Origin of the sequence: Haemophilus paracuniculus, assembly GCF_002015115.1 — a bacterium.
Classification (GTDB): domain Bacteria; phylum Pseudomonadota; class Gammaproteobacteria; order Enterobacterales; family Pasteurellaceae; genus Haemophilus_E; species Haemophilus_E paracuniculus.
In genome coordinates this window covers 38,106-57,681 of sequence record NZ_MUYA01000003.1, presented here as the reverse complement: position 1 = coordinate 57,681, position 19,576 = coordinate 38,106, and the positions used below count along the sequence as shown (strand labels likewise).

Annotated in this window: 18 protein-coding genes; 4 read left to right on the top strand and 14 right to left on the bottom strand. The window is 43.1% G+C overall.

Annotation, left to right across the window (positions count from 1 at the left end; translation table 11 throughout):
- Window positions 1-137: 137 nt before the first annotated feature.
- Both fruK and fruB read right to left on the bottom strand, forming a co-directional pair.
- A complete protein-coding gene (gene fruK, locus B0187_RS01950) occupies window positions 138-1,076 on the bottom strand; it encodes a 1-phosphofructokinase (RefSeq protein ID WP_078236188.1) in 939 nt (312 codons plus the stop codon).
- Between the two features lie 9 nt (window positions 1,077-1,085).
- Window positions 1,086-2,609 (bottom strand): fused PTS fructose transporter subunit IIA/HPr protein, encoded by a 1,524-nt coding sequence (fruB, locus tag B0187_RS01945; RefSeq protein WP_078236187.1) that lies wholly within the window; start codon window positions 2,607-2,609, stop codon window positions 1,086-1,088.
- A 226-nt stretch (window positions 2,610-2,835) separates the two neighbouring features.
- On the opposite strand from fruB, the gene leuS reads away from it, so the two are divergent.
- From leuS to holA, 3 genes are all read left to right on the top strand, one after another.
- Window positions 2,836-5,421 (top strand): leucine--tRNA ligase, encoded by a 2,586-nt coding sequence (gene leuS / locus B0187_RS01940; RefSeq protein WP_078236186.1) that lies wholly within the window; start codon window positions 2,836-2,838, stop codon window positions 5,419-5,421.
- A gap of 69 nt (window positions 5,422-5,490) precedes the next feature.
- Complete coding sequence (gene lptE / locus B0187_RS01935; RefSeq protein WP_078236185.1) at window positions 5,491-5,982, top strand: LPS assembly lipoprotein LptE; 492 nt, start codon at window positions 5,491-5,493, stop codon at window positions 5,980-5,982.
- Window positions 5,983-5,997: 15 nt separating this feature from the next.
- On the top strand, window positions 5,998-7,023 hold the full coding sequence (gene holA / locus B0187_RS01930; RefSeq protein WP_078236184.1) for a DNA polymerase III subunit delta: 1,026 nt from the start codon (window positions 5,998-6,000) through the stop codon (window positions 7,021-7,023).
- Here holA and yacG read toward each other — a convergent pair.
- The 11 genes from yacG to B0187_RS01875 all read right to left on the bottom strand — a co-directional run bounded on the left by yacG (window position 7,020) and on the right by B0187_RS01875 (window position 16,642).
- Window positions 7,020-7,208, bottom strand: a complete 189-nt coding sequence (gene yacG / locus B0187_RS01925; RefSeq protein WP_078236183.1) for a DNA gyrase inhibitor YacG — start codon at window positions 7,206-7,208, stop codon at window positions 7,020-7,022. The genes holA and yacG overlap by 4 nt on opposite strands.
- A 13-nt stretch (window positions 7,209-7,221) precedes the next feature.
- Window positions 7,222-7,842, bottom strand: a complete 621-nt coding sequence (coaE, locus tag B0187_RS01920) for a dephospho-CoA kinase (RefSeq protein ID WP_078236182.1) — start codon at window positions 7,840-7,842, stop codon at window positions 7,222-7,224.
- A 56-nt stretch (window positions 7,843-7,898) separates the two neighbouring features.
- A complete protein-coding gene (locus tag B0187_RS01915) occupies window positions 7,899-8,555 on the bottom strand; it encodes a prepilin peptidase (protein ID WP_078236181.1) in 657 nt (218 codons plus the stop codon).
- The gene (locus B0187_RS01910; protein WP_078236180.1) at window positions 8,552-9,754 is read right to left on the bottom strand and encodes a type II secretion system F family protein; all 1,203 of its coding nucleotides are present in this window, start codon (window positions 9,752-9,754) and stop codon (window positions 8,552-8,554) included. The genes B0187_RS01915 and B0187_RS01910 overlap by 4 nt, the downstream gene beginning before the upstream one ends.
- A complete protein-coding gene (locus B0187_RS01905; protein ID WP_078236179.1) occupies window positions 9,747-11,144 on the bottom strand; it encodes a GspE/PulE family protein in 1,398 nt (465 codons plus the stop codon). Before B0187_RS01905 ends, B0187_RS01910 begins: the two co-directional genes overlap by 8 nt.
- An 18-nt stretch (window positions 11,145-11,162) precedes the next feature.
- A complete protein-coding gene (locus B0187_RS01900) occupies window positions 11,163-11,609 on the bottom strand; it encodes a prepilin-type N-terminal cleavage/methylation domain-containing protein (protein WP_078236178.1) in 447 nt (148 codons plus the stop codon).
- A gap of 177 nt (window positions 11,610-11,786) precedes the next feature.
- Window positions 11,787-13,604 (bottom strand): ATP-dependent DNA helicase RecQ, encoded by a 1,818-nt coding sequence (recQ, locus tag B0187_RS01895; RefSeq protein WP_078236177.1) that lies wholly within the window; start codon window positions 13,602-13,604, stop codon window positions 11,787-11,789.
- Entirely contained in the window at window positions 13,604-13,912 is a 309-nt protein-coding gene (gene cyaY / locus B0187_RS01890; RefSeq protein ID WP_078236176.1) for an iron donor protein CyaY, read from the bottom strand. The genes recQ and cyaY overlap by 1 nt, the downstream gene beginning before the upstream one ends.
- 33 nt (window positions 13,913-13,945) lie before the next feature.
- Window positions 13,946-14,710 (bottom strand): glycosyltransferase family 25 protein, encoded by a 765-nt coding sequence (locus B0187_RS01885; RefSeq protein WP_078236175.1) that lies wholly within the window; start codon window positions 14,708-14,710, stop codon window positions 13,946-13,948.
- 38 nt (window positions 14,711-14,748) lie between these two features.
- Window positions 14,749-15,777: a tRNA (adenosine(37)-N6)-threonylcarbamoyltransferase complex transferase subunit TsaD gene (gene tsaD, locus B0187_RS01880; RefSeq protein ID WP_078236174.1), complete on the bottom strand. Its 1,029-nt coding sequence runs from the start codon at window positions 15,775-15,777 to the stop codon at window positions 14,749-14,751.
- A gap of 94 nt (window positions 15,778-15,871) precedes the next feature.
- The gene (locus B0187_RS01875; protein WP_078236173.1) at window positions 15,872-16,642 is read right to left on the bottom strand and encodes an outer membrane protein assembly factor BamD; all 771 of its coding nucleotides are present in this window, start codon (window positions 16,640-16,642) and stop codon (window positions 15,872-15,874) included.
- A 149-nt stretch (window positions 16,643-16,791) separates the two neighbouring features.
- Here B0187_RS01875 and rluD point away from each other — a divergent pair, with 149 nt between their 5' ends.
- Window positions 16,792-17,769: a 23S rRNA pseudouridine(1911/1915/1917) synthase RluD gene (gene rluD / locus B0187_RS01870; protein ID WP_078236172.1), complete on the top strand. Its 978-nt coding sequence runs from the start codon at window positions 16,792-16,794 to the stop codon at window positions 17,767-17,769.
- Between the two features lie 67 nt (window positions 17,770-17,836).
- On the opposite strand, the gene B0187_RS01865 is transcribed toward rluD, so the two are convergent.
- Window positions 17,837-19,522, bottom strand: a complete 1,686-nt coding sequence (locus B0187_RS01865; RefSeq protein WP_078236171.1) for an FTR1 family iron permease — start codon at window positions 19,520-19,522, stop codon at window positions 17,837-17,839.
- Window positions 19,523-19,576: the final 54 nt, after the last annotated feature.

Below are 19,576 nucleotides of genomic sequence, written 5' to 3'. Positions count from 1 at the left end.
AATACTGAACGTATTTATCGCTGTCTCTCTCCCACAAGTGGGAGAGAGTTTTTTGTCTTGCCCTAAATTTAAACCCCTCTCCCACTCGTGGGAGAGGGAGGAGAAAATCCGTAGGATTTTCGGAGGGAGAGGGCAAATTAAAGTGCCGTAATTTTCACTCTTGCCTCAATATCCTCTAACACCTGTCGATCACTAATGCCGACATTGCTTTGGGATACGGCGAGGGCGGAGGTGGCACTGGCGAAAGCGAGGGTTTGGGTTTTGTCCCAGCCTTGGGATAAGCCGTAGATTAAGCCTGCCACCATTGAGTCGCCTGCCCCTACGGTGCTAACCACGTTTTCGCAACGGGGCGGTTGGGCTTGGGTAACGCCTTCGCTGTTGAGCCAAATTGAGCCTTGTTCGCCCATTGAGATGATCACGTTTTCGATCCCTTGCGAACGTAATTCTTGGGCGGCGGCGATCACTTCATCGAGGGTAGCAAGCGGTCGGTTTGCCCATACTTCTAGCTCGCGGCGATTCGGTTTTACCAACCACGGCTGAGCTTTTAAGCCGTAAGTGAGGGCTTGATTACTGCTGTCTAACACCACTTTCAAGCCTTGATTGTGCAAGGATTGTAGCCAGTCGGCGAACTGTTGTGGCGATACCCCTCTCGGCAATGATCCGCATACCGCCACAAGGTCAAATTGATTGTGCCATTGTGCCGATTGTGCCACGAAATCCGCCCACGCTTGGGGGGCGATTTCAAAGCCTAAGAAGTTGAGATCGGTTACGTCCGCTTCGGTTTCGGTAATTTTCACGTTGATGCGGGTTTTGCCCTCAATTCGTTGGAATTGGTCGGTCAAGCCGTTTTGCTCGAACGAACGGACAAAATCCCCCTGATTTTCTTCGCCCAAAAAGCCCGTAACGGTCAATTTCGTGCCGAGATCGGCAAGCACTTTCGCCACGTTGATCCCTTTGCCCGCGGGGTAAAGCCCGAGGGTTTCCACCGTGTTCACTTCGCCAATTTCAATCCGAGCCAAACGCCCGACCAAATCCAACGCAGGGTTAAGGGTTACAGTTGCAATGCGTAAACTCATTTTGCCCCCTTAATCGTGCGAACCAGCCGCTTCGCCTAAGCCTGCGGCGATCGCTTCGCCGATGCCTGCGAGGGCTTTTTCCGCTTCATCGCCTGTCGCCACAAAACGCAAGCGAGTGCCTTTGGTCACGCCTAACGCCACGATTTTCATCAAACTTTTCGCACTGACTAATTCGCTGTTGCGGTCGAGATTTTGCACCACAATGGTGGCGTTATATTTTTTCACTTCATTGACCAGCACCGCACTTGGACGAGCGTGTAAGCCGTGTTCGTTTTGAATGGTGAAAGTCGCTTCAAATTGCCCCTCGGCGTTCGCTTGCGGTGCAGAATTTTGCTCGGAACTGGCCGCTTGTGCTTGAGCTTGTTCGATCACATCTTCTACGCTCGGCACAAAGCTCACTTCCTCGCCTAAGCCCTCGGCGAACGCTTTCGCGAGGGCTTCGATCGCTTGTTGAGCGTCTGCCCCTTCGGCGACAAAGCGTAAACGGTGGGCTTGGCTCGCCCCTAACGCCACCACTTTCATTGTGCTTTTCGCATTGGCTGGGGCGGTTTGGCGATCTAAATTTTCCACCGTCACTTTCGCTTCAAACGGCTTCAAGGTTTGCACCAACACCGCACTTGGGCGAGCGTGTAAACCGTTGTCGTTACGCACCGTAAATGTGCCGATCACCTGATTACAAGGGGTAGGATTCTGCGAAATTTCGTTAGTCGTTTCCGCCGTGCCGAACAGGGCTAAAATCTGCTCGCTTGATGCGGTGGCAAATTGTTGCTGGGTATTTTTATCGAGTAATTTCGCCAATAACGGTTGTACTTTTTCATCTACGGCAGACACGGTAATCAAGGTTTGCACCGATTTTTGATTGACGAGGAACGGCGACACCGCACGAGCCACCGCCACGCCGTTGGCGAGGTTGCCGATACCACTATCGTTAAGCCATACGCCGTTACCAAGCGATAACGCAGGTTGAGCAATCGCTTCGGCGATAAAGGCTTGGTTCACATAGCCTTGCTCTTGCAAGTTGGCGGCGTTAATCGCACAAAGGGTGAGCAAGCTGTTGCTGTCGATATTTAATGAAATCAGACCGCTTGTAATGGCTGGTTTGGCTTGTTCGCCTTTGAGGGTTTGAATGAACAGGTTGAGATCTTGGGTTTTGGCGAGGGTTTCGGCAGCGGCTTCATCGCTGAGGACGGTGGTGAGCTGACGCAACAGGGCGAGATGTTCGTCTGATTTGGCGGCGATCCCGATCACCACATAAGCGATATTGCCCTCGCCCCATTCGATCCCTTGTGGGAATTGGTAGATCTGCACGCCCGTTTGTTGCACCAAATCACGGGTGTCTAACGTGCCGTGGGGAATGGCGATCCCATTGCCCAAAAAGGTGCTGGTTTGCTGCTCACGAGCCAACATTCCTGCTTCGTAGCCTTGTGCCACATTGCCGTTCGCCACCAGCCCTTTCGCCACGAGGGAAATCGCCTCGTTTTTGCTTTGTGCCGTTGCGTTCAGGCAGATATTTTGTGCCGATAAATTAAGCATAAAAATTCCTCTATTTTGTCAAAATTGAAACGGGGTGGATTGTACTCTATTTTGGCTAAATCGTTCTAGCAATAGGTTTGATTTTAATTAATAAAGCAAAAGAATTTTATGGGTTGTCCACATTTATTTGAAAAAATCGCAAAAATCCAACCGCTTGTAATTCAAAAAAAGCCCGTTTTACGGTATCCTTAGCACAATTTTTTTCGATTAAATTTAAGGTATGACTATGCAAGAGCAGTATCGCCCGAGTGAGATTGAGCCGAAGGTTCAACAATACTGGGCTGAAAATAAGGTGTTTAAAGCCGTTAAAGATGTAACCAAAGAGAAATATTATTGCCTGTCGATGTTGCCGTATCCGTCTGGTCGTTTGCATATGGGACACGTGCGTAACTACACCATTGGCGATGTGGTTTCTCGTTATCAGCGTATGATCGGCAAAAATGTGTTGCAACCAATGGGTTGGGACGCATTCGGCTTGCCTGCGGAAGGGGCTGCGGTCAAAAATAATACCGCCCCTGCCAAGTGGACTTACGAAAATATCGAATATATGAAAAATCAGCTCAAAGTGTTGGGCTTTTCTTACGATTGGGATCGTGAGGTTACCACTTGCCGTCCTGAATACTACAAATGGGAACAGTGGTTCTTTACCGAGTTGTATAAAAAAGGCTTGGTTTACAAGAAAACCTCAACGGTGAACTGGTGTCCGAACGATGAAACGGTGTTGGCGAATGAGCAAGTTCACGAGGGCTGTTGCTGGCGTTGTGATACCCCTGTGGAACAGCGTGAAATTCCGCAATGGTTTATCAAAATTACCGATTACGCCGAGCAGTTACTGAATAGCCTTGACGATTTACCGCAATGGCCAGATCAAGTGAAAACAATGCAACGCAACTGGATCGGGCGTTCCGAAGGGGTGGAAATTACCTTTAAGATCGCAGGTTCAAATGCGACTTTGCCTGTTTACACTACCCGTCCAGATACATTCTTTGGCGTAAGCTATGTGGCGGTGGCGGCGGCTCACCCATTAGCGACAATGGCGGCGGAAAATAATCCTGAACTCGCTCAATTTATTCAAGAAGCGAAAAACACCAAAGTGGCGGAAGCAGAACTTGCCACAATGGAAAAGAAAGGTATGGCGACAGGATTATTCGCCATCCACCCGCTTACAGGCGAAGAAGTGCCAGTTTGGGTAGCAAATTTCGTGTTAATGCACTACGGCACAGGGGCAGTAATGGCAGTGCCTGCCCACGATGAGCGTGATTTTGAATTTGCGAATAAATACAATTTGCCAATTAAACAAGTAATCGCACCGCTTGATGATGCCGAATGGGATTTCTCAAAAGCGGCATTCACGGAACACGGAAAATTGATCCATTCGGGCGAATTTGACGGCTTAGGTTTTGATGAAGCCTTTAATGGCATAGCGAATAAACTCGAACAAATGGGCGTGGGTAAACGTCAAGTGAATTTCCGCTTGCGTGATTGGGGCGTTTCTCGCCAACGTTATTGGGGTGCGCCAATCCCAATGATGACCACCGAAGAGGGCGAAGTGGTAACGGTGCCGCTTGCGGATCTGCCAGTGATTTTGCCAGAAGATGTGGTGATGAACGGCGTACAAAGCCCAATCAAAGCCGATCCAGAATGGGCGAAAACCAGCTACAACGGTAAGCCTGCCTTGCGTGAAACCGATACCTTCGACACCTTTATGGAATCTTCGTGGTATTACGCTCGCTACACCTGCCCACAATTTAACGAGGGAATGCTCGATAGCGAGGAAGCCAACTATTGGTTACCTGTCGATCAATATATCGGTGGTATCGAACACGCCACAATGCACTTGCTCTACTTCCGCTTCTTCCACAAATTGATGCGTGATGCAGGCTTAGTGAATAGCGATGAGCCAGCCACCAAATTGTTGTGTCAAGGAATGGTGTTAGCCGATGCGTTCTACTACACCAGCCCAACCAATGAACGAATTTGGGTTAGCCCAACCCAAGTGAGCTTAGAGCGTGATGAGAAAGGTCGTATCATCAAAGCCACCGACCCAGAGGGGCGTGAATTGGTGCATACAGGTATGACCAAAATGTCGAAATCGAAAAATAACGGGATCGACCCACAAGAAATGGTGGAAAAATACGGTGCGGACACCGTTCGTCTGTTTATGATGTTCGCTTCGCCAGCGGAAATGACCCTCGAATGGCAAGAATCGGGCGTTGAGGGGGCGAAACGTTTCTTAGGGCGTGTGTGGAATTTGGTGTATGAATACCGCAAAGATCCTGCAAAAGTCGCCCTCGATCCGACCACTTTAACCAAAGCCCAAAAAGAGCTTCGCCGTGATGTGCATAAAACGATTGCCAAAGTGAGCGATGACATTGGTCGCCGTCAAACCTTTAATACCGCGATTGCGGCGATTATGGAATTGATGAACAAACTTACCAAAGCCAGCCTCGAAAGCGATCAAGACAAAGCGGTTATGGCGGAAGCGTTGAGTGCGGTGGTGCGTATGCTCTACCCTATCACACCACATATCTGCTTTGAATTGTGGCAAGCGTTGGGCAACGAAAGCTCAATCGACTTCGCCCCGTGGGTGGAAGCAGACGAAACCGCAATGGTGGAAGACGAAAAACTCGTGGTGGTGCAAGTCAACGGAAAGGTGCGTGGCAAAGTTACCGTGCCAGCCACCGCTAGCGAGGACGAAGTCAAAGCGGCAGCAAAAGCCGACAACAACGTGGCAAAATTCTTAGACGGCGTAGAAATCGTGAAAGAAATCTACATTCCGTTCAAAATGTTGAATTTTGTGGTAAAAGGCTAATTATCAGGCGAGGTTTGCCCTCGCCTTTGTTCATTTTGCTTTTTGTTTTTAATCCAAAAGGGATCAACAATGTTAAAAAAACTCTCTCTACTGCTCATCTTATTCCTGACCGCTTGCGGTTGGCATTTCAAGAACGGCGAACAACTTCCGCCTGAATTACGCACCCTCTCGTTTGAAAGTGCCGATCAATACAGCGAAATGTCCAGAATTTTGCGTAATCAACTCTTATTGAACGATGTCAAAATCGTTGATCGCCAAGCGGGTGTGGCAAAATTACGCTTAGTCGGCACATCATCGGAAAGCCGTGTGGTTTCCGTGTTCAAACAGGCTCGTGAGGCAGAAAAAAGTTTAGCCCTACACGTTCAAGCGATTGTGGATATGCCAAATAAAGGGGCTTACCCGCTTGAAGTTTCTGTTTATCGTTCATTTTTTGACGACTCTCGTGCGGCACTCGCCAAATCGGCAGAACGTGAAATGATTATGAAAGATATGTATCAGCAAGCGGCTCAACAGCTCATCATCAAAATGGCTGGCTTGCAAAAAGCAGTTTCAAATCAATAAGATAGTGATTTGACGATGCAACGAATTTTTCCCGAAAACCTACCGCTTGTATTGCAAAAAAATCTCGCCCCTTTCTATTTACTCGGGGGGGCGGATTTGTTGCTCGTGGGCGAAAGCAAAGATCACATCGTGCAACAAGCTCGCACGCTCGGTTTTGATGAAAAATTTGAAGTTACCATCAACAACGAAACTCGTTGGGAACAGCTCTACGAAATGGCACAATCGCAGGGGCTGTTTTCTGCTCGTCAAATCATTATCCTCAACCTGCCAGAAAGCCTTACCACCGCCCAGCAAAAGCAAATTGCGGAATTGATTTCTCTCAATAATCCCGATTTACTGCTGATTTTCCATTTGCCGAAGTGGAATAAAACCATTGAAAAGCAACAATGGTTAAGTTTAATTGACGGAAATAGCGTTCTCGTTCAATGCCAAACGCCTGAAATGACCAAGTTGCCTCAATGGATCAGCGGACGTGCTAGGTCAATGAATTTGCAATTTGGACCCGATGCGATTCAACTACTTGCTTATAATTATGAGGGAAATTTGCTTGCCCTCAAACAAACATTGCAACTGCTACAACTTCGCTTTGGCGAAAATAAAATTAGTCTCAATAAAGCCAAAGAAATTATTGAGCAATCTTCCCAATTTACCCCTTTTCAATGGATTGATGCCCTGCTCGAAGGAAAAATTATTCGAGCCGAACGCATTTTAAAACATCTGCAACAGGAAGACGTGCAAGCGGTGGTTTTACTGCGAATTATTCAAAAAGAATTGATGTTATTAGTTGAACTTTCTCGCTCGCCAAATCCGATTAAAAATAGCCAAACACCGCTCTTTAATGGCAATTTAAGAGCCGAATTTGACCGTTTAAAAATTTGGCAAAATAAACGAGCGATTTATCAAAATGCGATTAACCGTTTAACCTATAAAAAACTATATCAACTTATTCAACAACTGGCAGAATTAGAACGCCAAACAAAACAAGAATTTAGTGAAGATATTTGGGTTTTATTAGCCAGATTTTCGGCTCAGTTTAATTAGTATTGATCGATCAATTCTTCTAACGCAGATTCATCTAAACTGCCTGCAATTCTTCTATTTTCGTCCGCCCACTCACCTAAATCAATTAACTTACAACGTTCAGAACAAAAAGGGCGATATTTACTTTGTTCATTCCAAATCACTTCTTTTTCACATTGTGGGCAATTTACTATTACTTCTGACATTTTATTGCTTTCCTTATTTATTTTTCTGTAAAGCTAACGCAATATATTTTTGGTGTAATTCCAGCACTTGTTCTTTAATATTTGAAAAATTTTGAGCAAGGGGTAAGTTATTCTCAATAATATCATCGGCATAACTTAATCTTTTTTCTCGACTAACTTGTGCCGCCATTATATTTTTAATGGTTTCAATATTACTTTTATCTCGTGCTAATGCTCTTGATAATTGAATTTCGGGTAACACATCAATCACTAAAACACGATCACAAAATTCTGTTAAATTATTTTCAATCAATAAAGGCACAACCCAAATCACATAATCATCATTATTTTGATGAAGTTGATTTAACATCTCTTGTCGGATTGCTGGGTGTAATAACTGATTTAACCACTCTTTCTGTTTTGGATCATTAAACACAATTTGGCGTAATTTTGCTCGATCTAGCTCTTTTTGTTCCGTTAAAATCTGCTCGCCAAAATGATTAACAATTTCAGCTAAAAGTGGCGTTCCTTTCGCCACTACTTCCCTTGCCACAATATCCGCATCAATGATTTTTACCCCTAATTCAACAAAAAGAACGGCAATCGTGCTTTTTCCGCTGCCAATTCCCCCTGTTAAACCCACAATATATGCCATTTTATTATCCTCATTATTATTTTAATGGCTATTATCCCACAAATTTTACGTTTTTTCTATATAACAAAAAACATAATAAAACTTGATAAACTAATAAAAGGAATAAAGGGTAATTTATTTATCTTTTCTTTTTTAAGCCAAAGATAAATGAAGTAAAATAGAATCCCAAATAAACAAGCCATAAAAATTAAGATTAACATCTGTTCTAACTTAAAAAACAGACAAAGGGAAAACAACAGAAAGAGATCACCATTGCCTATCATCTCTTTTTTGCATACGATTGAACTTACAAAATAAAAAGCGATAAAAAAGATAATAATAGCAAGCAAATTGAATAAATAATCATAGAACTCTACCCTTTCAATCAAAAGATAAATAAGAGATAAAACAAAAATCAAACCAACATAACGAATATCCGTTAAAAGATAATAGCTGTCCAATATGGAAAGAAAGCATAAAATCCATAGCACCACCACAACAATAGGCTGTTCAAATAATAAACTTACCAAAGGACATAAAAAATATAACAGATAACCATAATGTGTTATTTTAGGTTTCAAGCGAGATAATTCACAAAATTGCTGGAAATTGATTTCAGGTTTTACTAAATAAGTATAATCGTCATAAGTTTGACGATGGATATAGTGTGGGAAATTAACTAATGATCGATTAAACCAAAAAGCAACAATAAAAGAAAACAAAAACAGTATCATTCAATAATTGCCCCCATATCAAAAATCGGTAAATATAATCCCGTAATGATTACCCCAACAATCAATCCCATTAACAACATTAACATTGGTTCTAATAATTGCGATAAAATATCAATCTGATAATCCAATTTTGTCTGATAATTTTCACTAATATAAGCTAACATTTCCGCTAAATTACCGCTTTTCTCTGCAACGGAAACCATTTGAACTACTTCATCAGTAAAAACTACCGAATTTAGCCCATCTGAAAATTGATAACCCTGTTTTAATAAACTTAATATCTGATCGATCTCTTTTTCCAAAATAGGATCACTACCTTTTTTAGTTAAAAAGGAAGATAATGCGACATCAATCCTCACCTTAGCATTTAACATCAACGCTAAACTTTGGCTAAAATAGATAATACGGGCAAAGGAAATAATTTGATTTAGTAATGGCAGGCAACTTAAAATGCTGAATTTTAAACGATAAATAAATGTTGTTTTTTTAGCTAAAACCTTGATCAAAATAATAATAACAAAAGAAGAAATTAACAAAAATTTTCCTTTTTCTTGTAGAAATGAAGACAATGAGAAAAGCATTTCAGTAATAAAGGGTAAGTTTTGTCCTTTACTCTGATACAAATCAGCAAACTGTGGCACAATGCTTATCAAGAGAAAAATAGAAATAATTAAGGATATACTTAAAATAAACAGAGGATAAAATAAAATTTTCTTCACTTTTTTATTCATTTTATCCGATTTTTCTCGATATTGAGCGATATTTTTCATCATTTCAGCTAGTCTTCCGCTAACCTCGCCGATCTTGATGAGCTGAATTTCTTGTGATTTTAAATAACCATTTTGATTAGTTTTATCCAATGCTTCTGAAAAAGAGAAACCAGACTCAATCAATTTCTTAACTTCATTAAGCCAAAGATATAGAGGTTTATTTAAACAGCCTTTGAGTAAGATTTCTAATACTTTCTTTAACTGGATTTTTGAACTGAGTAATAAACTAAATTGGGTCAATAATTTACTGATTTCTTCTGATTTAGGTTTTGAAGAAAAGCTGAAATTACGGCTAATTTTTATATTAGAATAGCCTTGACTGATTAACTCACTTTCAACCTTTTCTCGGCTTATTGATAATAATCTACCCCCTTGTTTTTGTTGGAAACGGTTAATCCCTTTCCATTGATATTCATAAACCTTATTCATCGCCTAAAACCCTTGAAACCTCTGATAAATTCGTTTTATTTTCTGCAATTTTCTGTTTCGCACTCAATAAAAGTGTTTCAAAATCTAAACAAGCGGTCTCTTTATCAAAAATTTTGCCTTGCCTGGCTAAAAATTGATAAATACCAATCCGACCTTTATAGCCTTGATAGCAGGCTTGACAACTTTTTCCGCCACATTCAACACATAAACGCCTTACTAATCGTTGAGCAATAACGAGCAATAAACTATTTTTTAATTCATATTCTTTAATGCCAAATTGCATTAAACGTTCTACCGCTGATAAAGCATCATTGGTGTGTAAAGTCGATAAAACTAAATGCCCTGTTTGTGCTGCTCGCAAGGCAATTTCTGCACTCTCTTGATCACGAATTTCCCCTAGCATAATAATATCGGGATCTTGGCGTAAAAAAGTACGTAATAATCGGCTAAAATCTAAATCAATACTGCGATTGACTTGGGATTGAATAATCCCCTCAATTTCAATTTCGATAGGGTCTTCGGCAGTTAAAATATGCTTTTCTGGACGATTTAAATAACTTAATCCGCTATATAAGGTTATACTTTTTCCACTTCCCGTTGGGCCTGTTACTAAAATTAATCCCTGCGGTTGCTTCAATGCATTGATAAAAATATCTTTTTGTTTTTCAGTTAAACCTAAATCTAAAAAATCAAATTTGGTCGGTTTATTTTTTTGTAAACGCAATACAACTTTTTCGCCATAATTGATCGGCAAGGTAGAAACACGAAAATCTAAGGTTTCCGATAATGCTGTTGTAAAGGTAAATTGTCCATCTTGGGGTAATCTAGACTCACTAATATCTAATTTAGCCAATAACTTAATTCTAGAAATAATGCGAGCGGATAAATTTAACGACAAGGTTTTATAGATATGTAGAACACCATCAACTCTAATTCTAATTAAAAAATACTCTTTTTGTGGTTCTAAATGAATATCAGAAACATTTTTCTGTAAGCAAAATTTAAATAAATTATCGAGCAGTTGAATAATAGGATCATTAAAATCAATCTCTATCTCATTTTGCACCGCTGGTTGCTCTTGCTGATAAACAATTTCCGTATATTCATTCTGCGAAGAATTTTCGGGGGAAAGTTCATTTAACAGATATTTCAATTCATCAGAGGAAATCAATACAGGTTCAATCTGTTTATTGACAATAAATGAAAAGATCTCACAAGCATTAAGATTTTTCTCATCATCAATCGCTAACCAAAGTTTTTTCTCATCTTCTAATAATGGAACGGCTAAATAACGTAATAAAAGTTGCTTTTCATTACAATTTTTTTGCCATTGTTGTTCAGAAATTTGATAAATTTTTTGGCTATTTAATTCACAAACAGAATACGACATTGATTTCCCCTTAATTAGCTATTTCGCGGTACAAAATCCTGCGGGAAATAAACTAACATCATCGCCCTCACAGGTTGCTTTCCAGCTAATATTATTATTTTTAAAGGTAGGGGTTAAAGAATAACTATATCCCTCTAAGGTGGATTTTCCTTCAACACTAATCACACCAGCACTAACGGAAACGGATTTTAAATACTTCAATTCGTCCGTTGAGGTTTTATCTGCTTGGATCCCATTTGAGCCAGCAGAACAATTCGTTGCCGCCCCCAAATTATAAATACAGATTTCCACATCCGATTTATAAGAGGCTGACGCATTTAATAATTCGGATAATGCGGCTTTTTTGGTGTAATTGGTATAAGAGGGGATCGCAACCGTTGCCAAAATTGCAATAATCGCAATCACGATCATCAGTTCAATTAAGGTAAAAGCTTTTTTGAGTGGTTTAATGGTTGAGAATTTCATTTTAAATTTCCTTGCATAAGCGTGCCATTCACGCACCATTAGTTTGCAAGGATTAAAACAAAAGTCGAGGGGCAAAATTAAATTTGTCGATCTCGATCGACAAATTCATATTTTGTTCAGAAAGCTCTCTGGATTTTTTCTATAATTCAGGTTACAAGCGGGTAGATTTTTTAAAATTTAGGCTCGTGCCTTTAAATGTTCTTGAATCAACTGCAAAAAGGCTTCCCCAAACCGTTCTAATTTACGTTCGCCCACGCCGTTGATGTCGAGCATTTCGGCAGGGGTGGTTGGGGTGTATTCCGCCATTTCTTGCAAGGTGGCATCGTTGAACACCACATAGGGCGGAATGTTCTCTTTGTCGGCAATCTGTTTGCGTAAGAAACGCAGGCGAGCAAAGAGATCCTTGTCGTAGCGTTGCACCGCTTGTTTTTGCAGATAGGCTGAGCTGGAAAAATTCAAGCGAGGCGTGGCAAGTTGCAACGGCTGTTCTGCTCGCAAAATCGGGCGAGCGTTTTCGGTAAGTTCAAGGGCGGAATGATTGACGATATTTTGCCGAATCAGCCCCAAATGGATCAACTGACGAGTTACGCTCACCCAATACTCTTGGGATTTTTCCTTGCCAATCCCATAAACAGAAAGGCTGTCGTGCTGAAAATCACGGATTTTCTGATTATGCAAGCCTCGCAGCACGCCGATAACGTGGTGTAAGCCGAAGGTTTGCCCCGTGCGATAAATAACCGACATCACTTTTTGTGCATCAATCAGCCCATCATATTTTTTCGGTGGATCAAGGCAAATATCGCAATTTTGGCAGCTCGTTTGACGCAATTCGCCAAAATAATTAAGTAAAACTAAACGGCGACAGGTTTGCGATTCGGCAAATGCCCCTATCGCTTGCAGTTTGTGCTGTTCAATTTGGCGTTGCTCACTTTCGGGCTTTTCCAGTAGCACTTTCTGCAACCAGCCGTAATCAGACGGATCATAAAAAAGCACCGCTTCCGCAGGCAGATCATCACGCCCTGCTCGCCCCGTTTCTTGATAGTAAGATTCAATGCTTCTCGGCAGATCAAAATGCACCACAAACCGCACGTTCGATTTGTTGATCCCCATTCCAAACGCCACGGTCGCCACCACCACTTGAATGTTATCTCGCTGAAAAGCATTCTGCACCGCTTCTCGCTGCTGCACGCTCATTCCTGCGTGGTAGCCCATCACTGCCACCTTGCGAGCCGCCAGTTTTTCGGTAATATCTTCCACTTTTTTGCGACTATTGCAATAAACAATGCCACTTTTGCCTTTTTGCCCCGCAATAAATTTGGCGAGTTGTTCCATTGGCTTAAATTTTTCTTGCACGGTGTAGCGAATGTTCGGGCGGTCAAAACTGCCGAGATAGGTGTGTGGCTCGTTCAAACGCAAATGGTGCAAAATATCAGCACGGGTAGTCGGATCAGCGGTCGCCGTGAGGGCGACAAGCGGTATGTTGGGAAAGGTATTTCGCAAACCGCCCAGCAAGGTGTATTCAGGGCGGAAATCGTGCCCCCATTGGGAAACGCAGTGGGCTTCATCCACCGCAATCAGTGAAATTTTGCAATGGGAAATAAAATGGAAAAAGCCCGCTGTCATCACTTTTTCGGGGGAAAGATAGAGTAATTTCAACTGCCCCGACAGAGCTTTTTGCTCAACGGCTTGCTGTTCTTCGAGGGTTTGGCTGGAATTGAGATAAGCGGCTTCAATGCCATTGGCAAGCAGCTGATCCACCTGATCTTTCATCAGCGAGATCAAGGGCGAGATCACCAGCGTAATCCCCTCTAAACAGAGGGCTGGCACTTGATAGCAAAGGGATTTTCCACCGCCCGTCGTCATCACCACAAGGCAATCCTGGCCCGACAAGATTGCCTCAATAACTTCCTGCTGACCTTGACGGAAAGATTGATAGCCAAAGACGTGGTTCAACACCTCTTTGGCTTGATTGATACGGGCGGTTGGCGATTGCATTAGCCGAAATTCGCCGTTTCGCCGTGGCGTGCAAAGGCTTCGTTAAGGTGCGTCCAGAACGAACGTCCCTCTGCCGTTTGCCATTGACCGTCTTTGTAAGCAAAGTGGAAACCACCGAGTTTACTCGCCAGCCATAATTCTAACATCGCTTCTTGCTTGTTGATCACAATTTGCGAATCGTCCTCAAAGGTCAGTGTCATCACCGCCCCTTGCACCTCGCAATCGATATCATAGCCCTGCTCGTCAATCTGCTCTTCAATCGCTTGCCATACATTTTCGATTTGTTGATGAAATTCTGCTACATTCATTTACTGCTCCAAATAATTTATGAAAATACTTTATTATTTAAATTCAAGGTCTCTACCAAATAATCGTTTATTTAATTGATAAAAAGGACGAATTAATTCTCTGCGTAATTTAGATAGAATAGAAACACTACGTCTTCTATTATCTCGTTCATTAGCTAACGCACTACTAAATGTTATATCATTATTAAGCACATAATCTTGAATGCAAACCGCAGGAATAAGCTGTAAAACATTATATTCAGGCTCTTTTAATAATTTATCAAACATCAAGTCATCTATTGCCCTTGAAAGTTGGTAGTTTTTTAACTTATCTAAAATAAATGTTAGCCCTTTTTTTGTCAAAACATAACCTGCCGCACCTGTATGTTTTAGTTTGAGACGATGAAGCTGTCTATTTTTGAAAATAACATCTGGGTTAGATTTATATTTAATTCTAGCGTAATGTTTTTCTAGCTTAATAACATCCACATTTTCATTTACATAACTATTACTTAGAAAATCTATCGCATTTTCTCCCAAATAAATATCATCTTCAAAAATACAAATGTAATCTAAATTTTTTTCTTTTGCTAAATGCCATAAAGCAATATGGCTTAATGCACAAGCAATTTCTCCTTTGGTTAAAGAGCTACTAGAAAGATCAAGATCAAATTCTTTTGCTTTTGCCTCAATTAAATCAGGCGTAATCGCATCAAAAAACTCAAAAGGAATATTCTGTTTTCCAAATTCTGAAATAATATGATTTCGACGTTGCGTATTATTTTTTACGCTAATAACATAATTGTGCTGTGTGTGCATAAGTGTAGCCCTATAAATCAAAGAATGAAGGAAAATATCTAAATTTTTGCGAGTTCCGTCATATTCCACCTCGGTTTGACACTCACACTCAAATCCGTACATTCGCCGTTTTTAAGGCGTAGGAAACCAGCGTAGGCGATCATTGCCCCGTTGTCGGTGCAGAATTGTGGGCGTGGGTAGAACACTTCGCCGCCGAGTTGCTGCATTAGTTGGGCGAGGTCGGTGCGTAGTTGTTTGTTGGCACTCACACCCCCTGCGATCACAAGGCGTTTGTAGCCCGTTTGTTGCAAGGCTCGTTTGCATTTGATAATCAACGTATCAATTACCGCTTGTTGAAAAGCGTGAGCAATGTCGCAACGGGTTTGTTGGTCGAGTTCGCCTTGTGGATTGAGATTTTGGTTAATCGTATTTGCTGCAAAAGTTTTTAAGCCTGAAAAGCTGAAATCCAACCCTGGGCGATCGGTCATTGGGCGAGGGAAAATAAAGCGATTTGGCGTGCCTTGCTCGGCAAGTTTCGCGAGTGCTGCCCCGCCAGGGTAATCTAAGCCGAGTAATTTTGCGGTTTTATCAAAGGCTTCGCCTGCCGCATCGTCAATGGATTCGCCCAATAATTGATAATCGCCCACGTTGTCCACTTTGACTAATTGGGTATGCCCCCCTGACACTAGCAATGCCACAAACGGAAACTGTGGGGGATTTTCTTCCAACATTGGGGCGAGCAAATGCCCTTCCATATGATGAACCCCCAAAGCTGGCACGCCCCACGCATAGGCAAGGGAACGAGCAATGGTCGCCCCCACCAATAACGCCCCAACTAAGCCCGGCCCTGCGGTATAAGCCACGCCGTCAATCTCGCAAGCGGTGAGATTTGCCTCTTTTAATGCAGCTTGAATCAACGGCAAGGTTTTGCGGATATGATCCCGTGAAGCAAGCTCTGGCACAACGCCGCCGTAATCAGCGTGCATTTCAATTTGGCTGTAAAGTTGATTGGCGATAAGCCCGCGTTGCTCATCATAAATCGCAACGCCCGTTTCATCGCAAGAGGTTTCAATTCCTAAAATTCGCATTGTTGGTTGATCTGTTTTGAGGCTAAGAATGAAAAGGCATAAGGGGCGATAATCGCCCCTCTTTCATTTGCGGAAAAAATCAAAAATCTGACCGCTAGAATTGTTCCCCATAAGCTGGTTTGGTAATGGTTGGGAACGTTTTATTTTTATATTCTTCAATCAACTGAGCAGTTTTCTCAGCGGAATCTTTGATGCCCATTTGCTCAAAGGCTTTTTGTAACATTGGTAACGCATCGCTTGTCGCTTGGCTGTCTGGATAGAGTTTCAACATCTCTTCCACACGATTCGCTGCCGCCACATAAGCCTCACGCTGCATATAGAATTTCACAATCGCCAATTCGTGTTCCGCAAGACGATTTTTCAAATAAACCATCCAATTTTGTGAATCTTGCACATAACGGCTTTGTGGGAAATTTTGCACGATAGTTTGGAAGTTGCCGTAAGCATTACGCACATTTTCCACCGCACGAGAAGAACGGTTTACACGGAAGAAATCTTGAATAAAGTTATCGCCCAAACGTGCATTGGCTAAACCTGCGAGGTAAAACACATAGTCCATATTGGCACTGTCGGGATAAGTACGAGCAAAACGCTCTGCCGCATCAAGGGCTTTGTAGTATTCGCCCACTTTATATTGTGCATAAATCAAACTTAACTGGGTTTGTTCACCATAAATGTTAGAACGCCCATTTGCCGCGTCAAGGTAGCGAATCGCAGAGTTATAATCGCCGTCTTGCAAATAAGTTTGACCTTTCTCATAAAGATCTTGAACAGGCTGATCCGCTAATTCATTTTTTGAGTTTGAACAACCCGTTACAACCAAAGTAGCAAGCAACAGGGTCGCTAGCGATGTCAATTTACGCATAATTTTTCCTATAAAAAGTGTCTATGATCGAAAGTTAATGTAAAATGCCAACTTTTGACCGACAAGGACTTGTTAAGTTCATCAAAATAATTCGCCTATTTTATAGAACATCGCCCAATAAGAAAACTACAAATTTTGGAAATCACGCAATGACCCAACAAAAAACCTTAACCGCAGAAGTTTCTGCCGATTTATTAGGCAGTCGGCTCGACCAAGCCCTCGCCCAACTTTTCCCCGATTATTCTCGCTCACGCCTCAAAGTGTGGATTGAAAACGATCGCGTCAGCGTAAACGGTAACATAGTGAATAAAGCCCGTGAAAAAGTGTTCGGCGGCGAACTGATTGAAATTCAAGCGGAAATTGAAGAAGAGATCCGTTTTGAACCGCAGGATATTCCGCTCAATATCGTCTATGAAGATGACGATATTCTTGTGATCAACAAGCCCAAAGATCTGGTCGTTCACCCAGGTGCGGGCAATCCAGACGGCACGGTGCTGAACGCCCTACTTCACTACTATCCGCCGATTGCGGAAGTGCCACGAGCGGGGATCGTGCACCGACTCGACAAAGACACCACGGGCTTAATGGTGGTGGCGAAAAATATCCCTGCCCAAACTCACTTGGTAACCGCCCTGCAAAAACGCCAAATTACCCGAGAATATGAAGCGGTCGCCAGCGGCATTATGACCCAAGGGGGTAAGGTTGATGAACCAATGGCTCGCCACCCGACCAAACGCACCGCAATGGCGGTTCACCCTCTCGGCAAACCAGCGGTAACGCACTACCGCATTATGGAACGTTTCCGCAACTACACCCGATTACGCCTACGCTTAGAAACAGGGCGAACCCACCAAATTCGGGTGCATATGGCACACATCGCCCACCCATTGCTCGGCGACCAACTCTACGGCGGACGACCTCGCCCACCGAAAGGGGCGAGCGAGGAATTTTTAAGCGTGCTTCGCAACTTCCAACGCCAAGCTCTACACGCCACAATGCTTCGCCTCAACCACCCGATCACAGGCGAACTAATGGAATGGCACGCCCCCTTACCCGAGGATTTTGTCGAGCTGATCGAAGCCTTAAAAGCGGATTATTTACTCTACAAAGACGAATTAGATTACTAAACCAAAGGGCATCATTTGATGCCCTTAAATTTTTTAAAATCCTACCGCTTGCTCTTCAATACCAACTTTATTTAAACACCCTAGCCACCAGCGGAATTAACACCAGATAAACCACCTGAGCCACCAAAGTTTCCACCGTGGCAAAAATGCCGAGATCGGGGATATTTGGCAAGCTGTCAATCACGCTGTTTGGTAGGACGTTGGTGAGTTGTAACGAATGAACGCTCACGCCCAAAATTTTGAAGCCGAGCAGGTAAATCAAGGCGGTCATTACTTTGAAGAGATGATGAATCGGCAATTTGGTGCTGAATTTCGCTAACGCCCACGCCAGTACGCCGAGTAGCAGCAACGCCAAGCCGATGCCGACCAGTAAATCATTAAGGCTGATTAACGGCAACATTCCTACATAAAAGAGAATAGTTTCCGCCCCCTCACGGAATACGGAAAGGAAGCTCAACGAAAGCATTGAGAGCAAACTGCCAGTGGCTAAGGCTTGTGCCACCTGTTTTTTCACGAATTTTTGCCAGCCCGAAATGGACGCTTTGCTATGTAACCACGCCCCCACAACCAACATCATCGCCACCGCTAACACGCCGACACCACCCTCGATCATTTCTCGATTTGTGCCAGCTGAGACCGCAGGGAAGAACTGTTGCAACGCGACCGCTGCTAACAAACTCGCCCCTACGCCAAGCCCTGCCCCTGCGTAAATCCAGCCTTTGGCACGCGGTTGATTTGCCACATTGAGGGCGGTCAGCAACGCCATAATAATCAACAACGCCTCAACGCCCTCTCGCAATAAAATCAACATCGCGTCAAGCACGCCGTAGCTGCCGCCTAAGTCTAAGCCATTTAATTCGTTAATCAAATTCTGGAATTGTTGCAAATTGGCAGGCTCGCTACCCTTCGCCATAATCACGGGTAAATCCGTTTCCACTTTGGCGTATAACGCACCGCTACGGGTGCTGACCTCGCCCTCAAAAATCGCCCATTGCTGAATAAACAGAGAAATATCCGCATTGGCTTGATGTTGATCGCCATTTTGCAAGGCTTGATACGCCTTTTCGAGCAGTTTGATCCCCTCACGCAAATTTTGTGGGGCATTACTGGCGGTGGAAGTTTGCGGTTGCAAAACCTTGCCTGCTTTGAAATCCGCCAAAGATTCGCCCAAAGCCACCGCTTGTTTTTCCATTTCCGCATAATTCGGCGGATCGGCAAGCATCGCAATTCGCAAAAAGGTCATCGCCGTTTCGATTTGCCCGTAATGCCCCAAGCTGGTTTCTCGCACCACTTTTTCGTTCATCGTCCAAACGCTGTTAAAACGCTTGTAAAGATCCTGCACTTCGTCCAAATTTTTCGCCATTACCGCCGTTTTGAGCTGTTGATAAACGGGGATCACTCGCTTGGCGAACTGTTGTCGTTTTTGGGCGTAATCGACAGGGTTTTGCTCTTTTTCAAAGGCATAAAGGGCTTTGGAAAGGTTTTCCAAATTAGCGAGATCGGGATTTTGCAAGGCTCGCCCCAACTCGGCAGAAACAATCTGCCCCTTTTCGGAATTGTGATTTTCAATGGCAAGAAAATCTTGCTGTAAAGTGGCTAAAATCGGCCGGGATTTTGCCGATTCGCCCTGTTTCACGGCTTCCATTGCGTCTGAAAGCTGTACAAATAATGGGCTAACATTGACTTTGGCGGATAAAGGTTGGCTAAAAAGCAGACCTAATGCCACCCAAAAAATCGAAAAAAATTTCGCCATTTTGCGACCTCTTTATTTTTATAGTTGAGAATGGTTCGTAATTATAGAAAATCT